The following is an 11,557-nucleotide window of genomic DNA, read 5'->3' on the forward strand; positions in this document are numbered from 1 at the left end:
AAGGAATAGACTTTACGAATATAAAGTCTATTCCTTATAAGTTAAAATGCCCCGCATCCCTTTCCTTGGGAATGGCGGCTTACTGTACCTGGGCCACCATAGCCATGTTGGTTGAGGTGGTGTAGTCACCTTGGCGAGGCGACGTTTGAGGATCGCCTGCGGTAATAACAACAATATCGCCGGAATTAACCGCACCATGAGCCTTTGCAACTTGCAACGCATTATACAAAGTTGCAGATAAAGACCCTTGTTCGGTTGTACGGAAGGACTCTACACCCCACATAAAGCAGCAACGACGTGCCGTCTGCGCAATGGGAGACATAGCGTAGATGGGCAGGTGGGGACGGAACGTAGAAATGAGGAGAGCAGTACGACCAGAGCGAGTCGGGCAGATGATACACTTGGCCTCTACCTGATCGGCAATCTGGACACAGGAGTGACCGATGGCAGAGTTGACATTACGGACACCTTCGCGCTCCCTAAAGTCGGGGCGCTCAGGCAAGTAGCGCTCAGTCTCAACGCAAATATTTGCCATCGTCTTGAGGGCTTTAACAGGATACTTACCAGCTGCAGTCTCACCAGAGAGCATGACACAGTCAGTACCGTCGTAAATAGCATTTGCAACGTCGGTAACCTCAGCGCGAGTTGGGCGGGGATTACGAATCATCGAGTCAAGCATTTGGGTGGCCGTGATAACCGGCTTGTAGGCAGCATTGCACTTATGGATGATCTGCTTTTGGATGTGGGGTACCTGCTCGGAAGGCACCTCAACACCTAAGTCGCCGCGAGCAACCATAATGCCGTCGGACACTGCCAAAATTTCGTCAAAGTTCTTAACACCTACGGAGCTCTCAATCTTGGGAAGAATGAGAACACCAAAGTTGCCTGCATCGGCACAAATCTTGCGAATCTCGCGCACTGCTTCGGCACTACGAATAAAGGAAGCAGCGATTGCGTCAATACCTAACTCGCAACCAAACATAATGTCGGCACGGTCCTGCGCGGTAACCGAAGGCAAACCAATCTCGACATTAGGGACATTGACGCCCTTCTTTTCGCCGAGCTCACCGCCATTAACGATGTCGCAGAAGATTTCGTTGCCTTCAACGTGGTCAACCTCAAGGCCGATTAAGCCATCATCGACCAAAATGATGGAACCCTTGGTAACCTCGTTGGGAAGTTCTTCATAGTCAAGGGAGAAGCGCTCGGCATTGCCAGGGACACTGGTGTCGGTAGTTACGATAACTTTGCCGCCTGTTTGGAGCATGACCTTTTGGTGCCCCTCGAGTTCTCCTGTGCGAACCTCAGGACCTTTAGTATCAAGCATGATGGCAACAGGTAAACCCAGCTCGCGGGAAATATTGCGAACTCGCTCAATATTCTTACGGTGATATTCATGGCTACCATGGCTGAAGTTAAAGCGAGCAACGTTCATGCCGTTGACAATGAGCTGACGAAGAACATTGTCGCTTTCAGTAGCAGGGCCCATGGTGCAAACAATTTTAGTGCGCTTATTCATCGAACTCCTATCATAAAACCTACTGCCATGCTGATTTAATACGAGAGCATGGCTTGTCTTCATTCACAAAGACGACGGCATATGATATCCGCCTAAGAGCGCGGGCGCGCAAAAGGCATATATGTTTCACGCGTCCGCACAGGGCTTACACATATAAATTATTTAGCAAACAACGCTGCGAGGGATGAACTCTTCTTCGCGAGCGTAGTGCTGAGCGTTCTCCAGGGTGACGCGGGCAATCTGAGAGAGTGCCTCGTGAGTGAAGAAGGCCTGGTGAGAGGTCATGACAACGTTGGGGAAAGAGCAGAGACGTGCAGTAACAGAGTCGACAATCTCGCCAGAACGGTTCTGATAGACGTTGGCATTTTCTTCTTCGTAAACGTCCAGGCCAGCAGCGCCAATCTTGCCAGAGATGATGCCGCGGATGAGCGCCTGGGTATCTACTAATGCACCACGACCGGTATTAACAAAGATGACGCCAGGCTTCATCTTATCGATGGCCTCATCGTCGATGAGATGGTAGCTATCCTTGTTAAGGAAGGCGTGGAGACTGATGAAGTCAGAACGACGATATAGCTCATCGTAGTCGACATACTCATCAACAACGTGCTCTTCATCAACAAGCGCTTGGTTGGGATAGAGATCAGCACCCAAAACGGTCATGCCGTAGCCCTTACAGATGCGGCAAAGAGCAGCACCAATGCGACCAGTGCCGACAATACCTGCGGTCTTGCCATGCAGAGTCTCGCCAACCAGACCATTAAGGGCAAAGTTGTTTTCGCGAACACGGATATAGCCCTTGTGGATACGACGGTTGGCTGCCTGGCCTAGTGCCATAGCGTGCTCGGCAATAGCCTCGGGGGAGTAAGCAGGAACGCGAGTAACCTTGATGCCAAGCTCAGTTGCCATAGGAACGTTGACGGCGTCAAAGCCTGCACAACGCATGAGTACCAAACCAATACCAAAGCCCTTGAGAATCTCAAGGGTCATAGCCGAGATGTCAGCGTTGACGAAAGCGCAAACAGCATCATAACCCCGGGCAAGAGCTGCGGTCATGGGTGTCAAGTTGGTCTCGGTGTAGTCAATCTTGACATCGGGGAAATCAGCAATTTCCTTCTCAAATGACTCCTGGTCGTAGCTAGCGGTACCGTAAAAAAGAATCCTCATGGTGTAGCGTCCCTTCTTAAAAGACGTGCGCGCATATCCAGGTCGGTCCTGGACTTTTGCACAACCTGCTCGGACTTGCTCTAATTCTAGCGTATGAGCAGCCCAAGGGAGGTCTATCCTAGGAATTGCACGGCAAATTGGTTCTACTTGCCATCTTCGCTTTACTATTAAAATCAACCGCTTGCTATCTTCCTATAATTGTTTATAGCTAGCGTAGGCGGCGTGTGGAGATGAGGAGGGCCATGATTTACGACGGACTGGACAAACTCAATCGTTATCGCGGTTTGTACAAGGGTTTGGACCTGCTGATTGACTGGCTTGACTCGCACGATATGCGCGAGCTGCCCCTAGGAACTAGTGCGATTGATGGAAAACGTGTATTTGCCAACGTGATGAGTGCAACAACGCGTTATGCCCAAGATGCACACTATGAATAGCACCGCCGCTATATGGATTTGCAGGTCGATTTGGAGGGCGAGGAGTGCTTTAAGGTTACGCCTGGTCCGGTAATTCAAATAGCTGAGTTTAACGAGCAAGACGATTTTCAGCTGGCAGATGCGGCGGAGGGTGCCGATATGATTGATGGCACGCTTGCTCATGGGCGTTTTGCGCTCTTTGTTGCAGGTGAACCTCATATGCCAACATTGACCGTACCAGGCGCTACACCTGCAGTGGTTAAAAAGATTTGCTTTAAGGTCTTGGGCGATAAGTTTTGGGATGAGTAGGATAAAATACTGAGGGTGTTATAAGCGCTTCGACGTAATTGCAGGTGAGCCCTTGCCCCTCCTGGGGAATTATTATCGGGCACCTAGCGCCAAGCGAGGAGAGGGGCTGCTTTGAGCAGCCAAGATAGCCAGGAGGGACACGTGAAAGAGTATCTAGAAAGTTCGCGTGAGGTGCTGCAAAAGCAGGCTTCATCCGAAGAGCTGGGCCTTACCGCAACTGAAGCCGCAGCCCGTCTTGAAAAAATTGGCCAAAACAAGCTAAAGGAAGCAGAGAAGGATCCACTGTGGAAGCGCTTCTTCTCGATGATGGCTGACCCCATGGTCATCATGCTTATCATTGCTGCTCTTATTTCCGCAGCTACGGGCATGGCTCAGGGAGAAGCGGACTTTGCTGATGTCTTTATCATCATGTTTGTTGTCGTCCTTAATTCTATGTTGGGTGTGCTACAGGAGTATCAGGCTGAAAATGCCCTTGCAGCACTGCAGGAGATGAGCGCTGCTCAGTCCAAGGTAATCCGTGACGGCAGGCAAATCATTGTCGCCTCAGCCGACCTGGTCCCAGGCGATATTGTGGTGCTTGAGGCGGGCGATGCGGTACCTGCTGACTGTCGTATTTTGGAGAGCGCATCTCTCAAGATTGAAGAGTCGGCCCTTACGGGTGAGTCGGTACCTGCCAACAAGATTGCTGAAGTACTCGGTTTGCCTGCAGGTAATGACGATGTACCTCTGGGCGATCGTAAAAACATGTGCTACATGGGCTCGACTGTGGTATATGGTCGCGGTCGTGCTGTAGTTGTTGCAACTGGCATGCAGACTGAAATGGGCAAAATTGCAGATGCTATTGCACAGGCAAAAGATGAACTCACGCCCCTACAGGTCAAGCTTAACGAGCTTTCGGGTATTCTTACCAAGCTTGTTGTGGGTATTTGTGCCGTGGTCTTTTTGGTGGGTGTTATCCAGCATGGTGGCCTTGCATTCTTCTCAAATGTACCTGAGGTTTTGAATACCTTTATGGTTGCTGTGTCATTGGCAGTCGCCGCTATTCCTGAGGGTCTCGTTGCTGTTGTGACCATTGCTCTTTCCATTGGCGTGACCAAGATGAGCCGTCGTCATGCCATCGTTCGCAAGATGAATGCTGTTGAAACCTTGGGCTGCACGCAGGTAATTTGCTCCGATAAGACAGGCACTCTGACCCAAAACAAGATGACGGTTGTGCGTCATTACTCTGAAAATATTGGTCGCCTTGTGCGCTGCATGGTGCTGTGCTCGGATGCAAAGTGGGATGCTGCTGCAGAAAAGGCTATTGGTGAGCCAACCGAAGCGGCCCTCGTTGCAGATGCTGCCAAATTGGGATTTTTGTCCGACGACCTGGACTATGCAAATCCCCGTGTGGGCGAGGCGCCCTTTGACTCTGGCCGTAAGATGATGTCTGTAGTCAATCTTTCGCCTGATGGTGATTATATCCAGCACACCAAGGGTGGCCCCGACGTTGTGCTTGCACGCTGCACAAAGATGCAGACCAAAGATGGCGTTGTGCCGATGACCGATGAGTGGCGTGCCACCATCATGGAGCAGAACAAGCTCATGGCCAACGACGCGTTGCGTGTTATGGCGGCGGCGCGTGTCAATTATGGCAAGACCGCGCCTGCGAGCTATGTTGCAGCTGATCTTGAGCACGATATGACCTTTATTGGCCTTTGCGGCATGATTGACCCAGTTCGTCCTGAGGTCAAAGCTGCAATTGAAGAAGCCCATGGCGCTGGTATGCGCGTGGTGATGATTACCGGTGACCACATCGATACCGCAGTTGCTATTGCCAAAGAACTCGGCATCGTAAGAGGGCGCGATGAGGCTATTACAGGCGTAGAACTCGATCGTCTGTCTGACGAGGAGTTTGATAAGCGCATCGAGGATATTGGTGTCTACGCGCGTGTTCAGCCCGAGCACAAAACTCGTATCGTTGATACCTGGAAGAAAAAGGACATGGTTGTTGCCATGACTGGCGACGGTGTTAACGATGCTCCCTCTATCAAGCGTTCTGACATCGGCGTTGGTATGGGTATCACAGGTACTGATGTTACCAAGGGCGTAGCCGATATGGTGCTTGCTGACGATAACTTTGCCACCATCATTGGCGCTGTCGAAGAAGGCCGCCGTATCTATGACAACATCCGCAAGGCGATTCAATTTTTGCTTTCATCTAATCTCGCCGAGGTCATTGTTGTCTTTATTGCATCGTTGATTGGCTTTACCATCCTTGAGCCAACACATCTGCTGTGGATTAACCTCATTACTGACTCCTTGCCTGCACTTGCCATGTGCATGGAGGCAGCTGAGCCAGATATTATGCGCCGTCATCCCCGCAAAAGCCAAGATGGCATCTTTGCTAATGGAATGGGTGCCGATACGATCTTCCAGGGTGTGGCAATTTCCTGCTTAACCATGGCTGCATATTTCATTGGTATCCAGGCTGCTGGTGTGTCTCTGGCTGATGCCGTAGCTAGCGATAAAAATGGCGTTATGGGTATGACCATGGCGTTTTTAACTCTTTCGATGGTTGAGATGTTCCACTCCTTCAACATGCGCAGTCGCCGCAATTCTGTCTTTGGTTTGCCTACGCAAAATACTTGGGCATGGGGTGCTTTTGCTGTTGCGCTGCTGCTGACGTGGGTGGTAATTGAGACTCCGCTTTCTGCAGTCTTCGGCTTTGCTGAGCTTGATATGGCACACTATCTCATGTCTTTGGGCTTGGCTCTGCTTATCATTCCTATCGTGGAGATCTACAAACTTGTCTTGCGTAAGCTTGGCAAGAGCGAGGAGTAATGTGACGTACCGACTTTCAAAAAAGTCTCAGTCTCGTGGCGGCGCCATGTGGCGTCGTACAAAAGAAATGAGCGCTGGTGGGGTTGTAGAGACCCTGCCAGCGCTTTCCTCTCTTGCCGATGTACCAGATTTTGAGTCATTGCATGCGAGTGTAGCGCAGCAAGAGGCTTTCGTTGCTGCTGTAGCTGCGATGAGCGAGGCGGATGAAGCTGCTGTGCGCGAGTTGTATTTGGGCTGTGTAGTACGTTTGGATCGCGGTTTTCCTGCGATTGCCTGGAAAGATGGTTTGATACGCGCCGAGTTTTCCGTGGGACTTTCCAAGGCGGGGAGCCGCAAGCTTGCCACGGCAAAACTTGCAGGTCATGTAGGAGCAGAGCTTTCTGCTTCAACGCGCGTTGCTGTGGGCGATTGGGTGGTTTTACGTGTACCTGCACAGCACGAAATGGGTGTGATTGAGGCAGTATTGCCTCGTGAAAGTGATATTGCTCGCTGGCGTGGTAAATCTCGCGGAGAAAAGCAAACTCTTGCTGCTAACGTTGATATTGTGCTGATTGCCCTTGCGATGGGGGAGCGAGCGGTTACTGCCGATCGTGTTGCTCGCCCTGCTGTTGTGGCGCGTGATTGTGGTGCTCGGGTTGCCGTAATTCTCACCAAAGTCGATCGCGTGAAGGCAGATGAATTAAGTGCAGCTGAGACAACGGTAAAAGCGGTGCTGGGTGCTGATACTCCTTTGGCCTTGACGTCTTCAAAGGCTGGTTGGGGCGTCGATGCTGTGAGGGCATTGGTGCCTGCTGGTACGGTGGCTATTGTGTTAGGTGAATCTGGTGCAGGCAAGTCATCGCTGCTTAATACTTTACTGGGACGTGAGTCTCTTGAGACGGGTGCCGTGCGGTCGCGGGATGATGCGGGACGCCACACGACGGTCGCACGCCGCATGGTTTTGCTTCCTAACGGAGGTATTATCGTAGACGAACCGGGTTTGAGGTCTTTGCCTTTGGTGGGGCATGAGCATGGCCTTTCGCTGGTCTTTCCCGCAATCGAGCAGGCAGCTATGGGTTGCCGTTTTAGGGATTGTACGCATACCCATGAGCCTGGCTGTGCAGTACAAGAGGCTTTGTCCGATGGAAAATTTAGTGAGGAGGCTTTGTCGGCCTATCTCGCCCTTGCCGCTGAAATGCGTGTGAGCCTTTCTACCCTCGATCCCGACGTCACCCTATAATTTCTCTATTCCGTATGCCTCCTTGTCTGTAAACACGTTCATCCCACATAGTCTTCCAACTCGTATAGCCCTCTACTCCACACAGCCCTCCATCCTGCACGCTCCTCCACCGGTATACGCCCGCCATTCCACACAGCCCCTCCGTCCTACAGAGTTTTCCATTCCATACGGTCCTTAACCCCAGATAGTTCAAACTTTTAGCCCCGAGGAGACATTTTTGTTCGCATCCCTACCAAAAACGCTTCCACGGGGCTAAAAGTTTTTAGTAATGTGGGTCTGGGGCAATGTGACCCTTATCTTAGGCAGTCGTCGTTATAAAAATCCCGATGAACTTGTTGGCGCTTATGCATCATTTTTTGCGAAGCAGGACGAAGAACAATGCCAGTTGCGCAACAAATTGATTCCCCAATCATGTTCCATGCACGAAAATCGTAAAAATCTCGACCTGTAATGAATCTCACGTCGTATCCAGCATTCTCGAGAGCATGCCGACGAAGATTGTCTTCGTTCATTTGTGGGCGCCCTCCATGCCAGCGGAGTCCGTTGAACTCGATGACACTGTCTTGATGCTTTTTGCGAGTGTGGGTATTGTGCGCATGAAATAGAGCATCTACCACGAGATATGGCTTCTTCAATATGCATTGCCAACTCGAGTCTATATTTATTCGAACGTTAAATTTTGCATTGCTTGCACCAAAGCCACCGGATGCTCTGGGTAGGCGAAGCTGAACCAAACAATACGTTTCCATGGGAGATCTACTGCCGTCTTTTATATAGCGTAATGCTCGTTTGGCGATATCTAAACCCGGAATGGTGGTGTGTGAGTTTGCAGATTCTACTTGATGAATGTATTCACTAAGTTTGCTAGTAGTAGTGCGCCCAGCACACTCAACATAGCCGTCAAAGCGCGAAGGGATTGCTGATTTTATAGTAGTTGAACCGGTATTTTGTGTTTGCTTTGCTATTGAAACCAATCCTTTTGGAAGCAAGGCATAGCGATCAGCCAGTTCACAGCCAAAAGCCACAACAAGGTGGAGCTTAGCCAGATGAGCTGCCATTTGGAGGAACAACAATTCAGGAGAAACGATAGATTCGTTGGCGCTAAGCTCGTAGAAACTAGCTTGGGGAAGCTTCCAATTGCAGCTTCGATAAAAATAGACATGAGACTTGTGGCAGCGTTTTTCAGGGTGCACTAAAAATTGCAGAGGCTTTTCTAATTCATAATCGAATTCATCTTGTATGGCTTTGCAAATCAGCTCTTCACAAGGCATAGACTTTGCATTTTGATTTGCATCTTTTGGTATGGGAAGCAGAGCATGGCGAAGTAGAACGGCGATAGTAAAGTGAGCATGGGAGAGCAGAGCTGCGGAATCTCTGCAATATGCCGCCACTGATGTATATGGTGAGGGAAGTAGGGTTGCAGCTGCAAGGCGGTAATAGTCTCGGGCACTTTGATGGGTCAATATATGGTGCATTTTTCGGCCTCCTTGCTCAAGGGATAAAGCGATACCGTAGCAAATGCATCTTGGATTTAACTTGGATGATAACTGCAGCTAGACTGCCTAAAGATTGGCAGAATTGCTCTGTGTAGCCGGCGTACTTTGGGAGTACAACTTGCCATGGACTTGCCCATTGCTGCCTTTTGGAGAGTTCGTGAAGGGGCAATGATACAGCGATGTTTTGCTTTTTCGCAAAGCCGCAGCTTGAGGAACCAATACATCTTTTGTAAAAGTTTTGCTGTGGGTTGAAGTCGGTCCAAGGTGGCTTGGCTCTTGTTTTCATAAATAAGTTTTATAGCAAACGAACTGCTGATGAAGAAAACTTCGTCAGTTTAATGTCAACTGCTATGCAGTTTTGGACAAGCTAAATAGAAATACCCAGCTTAAACAGGCACTTCCTCAGTCAAAAATAGATGCGCACGGAAAACAGATGCCTTTGCGCTGACTGGGAAGGATGAGGATGTCAAAGCGTTTTCGCCTTATTTTTGCTATAGCCTGCTCTGTTTTGAGCATGATGCTTTGCGCTCTTTATGCTGATCATGTGCGTGGCGAAGCAGAACGCGTGCGCTCTGAGGCCATTGCTCGTTATGGAGGGGAAGTCGTCACGCTTGTCGTTACAAGCGAAGAGCTTGAGCCGGGCGATATTGTGACACAGGCAAACGTTACGACGCGCGATTGGTTGGCAGATTTGGCACCCGATGGTGCGTTGCAAAGCTTGGATGAGACCTTAGGTAAGGAGATTAGCGTTCCTGCTTCTAAGGGTGCACCTCTTACAAAGTTAAACTTCCGCGCAAATGAAGCGATGGCAGATGTACCGGCGGGTCATGTAGCACTGACGCTTCCCATTACGGACAAACTTGGTATCCCTCGTAATCTGAGTCAAGGTGCAAGTCTTGAGGCATATCAGGTGTCAAAAGACGGGACATCGCTCATTGCAAAAGGTATGCAAGTGCTTTCGCAGCCGAGTGCAAATGCTAGTTTGAGCGGAGCACAAGTGACATTGGCAGTGCCACCCGAAGGGGTATCGGCAGTCCTTGCAGCAAGTGCAGCAGGGGATCTGCGTTTGGTTATTCCAGCTGCTGATGTTGCTGGCAAGGCGAGCGTGCCAGCAGCTCCTGAGCTGAGCGAGCAAGAAGAAGCTGAAAGAAAAGCTGAGGATGCGGGGGATGCGGCGTCACCAACGGAAGCTCCCGTCAACGAAAGTGCCGCTTCTCCCAATCAAAAGGAAGATACTCATGAGTGAAAATATCTGGTTTGCGTACTGTGCTCTCAAAGCCCGCGATGAACTCAAACTTGCAGCTCAATCTATGGATGCTGACGCAAAGCTTATCTTTGTTCCCAGTGCTTGTCGGCTGAGGTCTTTGTTTAGTGAGGAAAAAGTACATAAGTACTCGGCAATTGTGGGTGGCTGTGATGAGGGGATTTCAGACCTCAATTTGGCAGCTGCATTGGTGCACGATGGCTATGCTCATCGCGTAGTTTTAGTGACAAAGAGTCCATCTCAGTCTTTGCTTTTGCATGCCAAGCAAGCAAAGGTAGACAGAGTTATTGATCTAGAGAAGCTCATGTATGCAGAGCAACCACAGGAAGAAATGTCGCCAGAATCCAGCGATAATTTTCCCACTCAAATGCCGTCTTGCGGTGTGACGAGAACCGCTAAATATACGAACTTACATGAGGAAGATCAGTCCTGTTTCGTTGTACCGCAGGCGGGGTCTATGGAGACCAAACGCTTAGAGAATCCAGCTGAAGTAGCGCCCATTTTTGTATTTGGGTCTGGACGTGGAGGCGTGGGAAAGACTGCACTTGCAGCAATGAGCGCGCTTATTGCTGCTTCTTGGGGTATGAAAGTTGCACTTTTTGATCTTGATCTTGCCTGTGGCAACCTTTTTTCTCTTTTTGGCTTGCCACGCGCGGCCGCTATGGAGACCTTGAAGTTAGGTATGTTTGGGGCGGCTCGCCATGCTCGTGGTGAATCTGAAGTTGGAATGGGTGTCAAGAGTAATAAGGATTTGCTTGAAGAGGCGAGCATTCAAGTTGGAGAAAATATTCGTCTTTGGGGCCCTTGTGCGCGTCCTGAATCGGCTGAGAGCATCTCTCCTTTAGTTGAAAAATTGTTGCTGACAGCTGCCTCTGCCTATGACGTGGTACTTGTGGATACATCATCTACCTGTACCGATGCAGCGGCTCAAGCGTTTCAACTCTGTGATCGCTTGCTGCTAGTACACGATGAATATGCAGGTGGCTTTGGCTCGCTGGCACGAACTTCGGCATTAGCTGTGCGGCTGGGCGTTGCCCGCACACGTATTGTACGTGTGGCCAATCGGGGTGATCGTCGGACGAAGTTCGATCTGATGGCAGGTCGAGCTGAGGTAGGGCTGGAAACCGCACGAGCTGTTCGAGTACTTGAGGGTGGCCCTGAAGTATCAGAGCTACTTGCTGCGGGAAAAGCCCAAGAGCTGGTAAAACTCGACTCTGATTTTGTGCGTTCGGGCGCTCACCTGCTTGCCCAACTACTGAGTGAAGTGGGCAAAATCCCCGATATTCCTGCAGCTCAGGAGGCTGTTATTGATCCACAAGCTTCTCGCCGACCTTTCAGACTCTT

General features: G+C 50.2%; 7 protein-coding genes and 1 pseudogene. 5 read left to right on the plus strand and 3 right to left on the minus strand.

The features are described from left to right. Positions 1-79: 79 nt before the first annotated feature. Both pyk and Q0X25_RS05030 read right to left on the minus strand, forming a co-directional pair. Positions 80-1,519, minus strand: a complete 1,440-nt coding sequence (pyk, locus tag Q0X25_RS05025) for a pyruvate kinase (protein WP_298579437.1) — start codon at positions 1,517-1,519, stop codon at positions 80-82. Positions 1,520-1,681: 162 nt separating this feature from the next. Beyond that, on the minus strand, positions 1,682-2,686 hold the full coding sequence (locus tag Q0X25_RS05030) for a 2-hydroxyacid dehydrogenase (RefSeq protein WP_298579440.1): 1,005 nt from the start codon (positions 2,684-2,686) through the stop codon (positions 1,682-1,684). Between the two features lie 242 nt (positions 2,687-2,928). Between Q0X25_RS05030 and Q0X25_RS05035 the strand changes: the two are divergent. The 3 genes and pseudogenes from Q0X25_RS05035 (at position 2,929) to rsgA (ending at position 7,453) form a co-directional block, all read left to right on the plus strand. Continuing rightward, a pseudogene (locus Q0X25_RS05035) lies at positions 2,929-3,411 on the plus strand (YhcH/YjgK/YiaL family protein). Between the two features lie 141 nt (positions 3,412-3,552). Further along, on the plus strand, positions 3,553-6,234 hold the full coding sequence (locus Q0X25_RS05040) for a cation-translocating P-type ATPase (protein ID WP_298579443.1): 2,682 nt from the start codon (positions 3,553-3,555) through the stop codon (positions 6,232-6,234). 1 nt (position 6,235) lies between these two features. Further along, positions 6,236-7,453, plus strand: coding sequence for a ribosome small subunit-dependent GTPase A (rsgA, locus tag Q0X25_RS05045; protein ID WP_367270398.1), 1,218 nt, complete (start codon positions 6,236-6,238; stop codon positions 7,451-7,453). 293 nt (positions 7,454-7,746) lie between these two features. On the opposite strand, the gene Q0X25_RS05050 is transcribed toward rsgA, so the two are convergent. Next, the gene (locus Q0X25_RS05050; RefSeq protein WP_298579446.1) at positions 7,747-8,724 is read right to left on the minus strand and encodes a hypothetical protein; all 978 of its coding nucleotides are present in this window, start codon (positions 8,722-8,724) and stop codon (positions 7,747-7,749) included. Between the two features lie 688 nt (positions 8,725-9,412). Between Q0X25_RS05050 and Q0X25_RS05055 the strand changes: the two genes are divergently transcribed. Then, positions 9,413-10,195, plus strand: a complete 783-nt coding sequence (locus tag Q0X25_RS05055) for an SAF domain-containing protein (RefSeq protein WP_298579449.1) — start codon at positions 9,413-9,415, stop codon at positions 10,193-10,195. Beyond that, the coding region (locus Q0X25_RS05060; protein ID WP_298579452.1) for an AAA family ATPase at positions 10,188-11,557 on the plus strand (1,370 nt) is incomplete at its 3' end. The genes Q0X25_RS05055 and Q0X25_RS05060, both read left to right, overlap by 8 nt.

It is taken from the genome of uncultured Olegusella sp. (assembly GCF_947253395.1).
Classification (GTDB): Bacteria; Actinomycetota; Coriobacteriia; order Coriobacteriales; family Atopobiaceae; genus Olegusella.

Excerpts from the sequence above, each read along its gene's own strand:
- pyk (WP_298579437.1), bottom strand. The coding sequence starts at position 1,519 with ATGAATAAGCGCACTAAAATTGTTTGCACCATGGGCCCTGCTACTGAA.
- Q0X25_RS05050 (WP_298579446.1), bottom strand. The coding sequence starts at position 8,724 with ATGCCTTGTGAAGAGCTGATTTGCAAAGCCATACAAGATGAATTCGAT.
- Q0X25_RS05030 (WP_298579440.1), bottom strand. The coding sequence starts at position 2,686 with ATGAGGATTCTTTTTTACGGTACCGCTAGCTACGACCAGGAGTCATTT.
- Q0X25_RS05055 (WP_298579449.1), top strand. The coding sequence starts at position 9,413 with ATGTCAAAGCGTTTTCGCCTTATTTTTGCTATAGCCTGCTCTGTTTTG.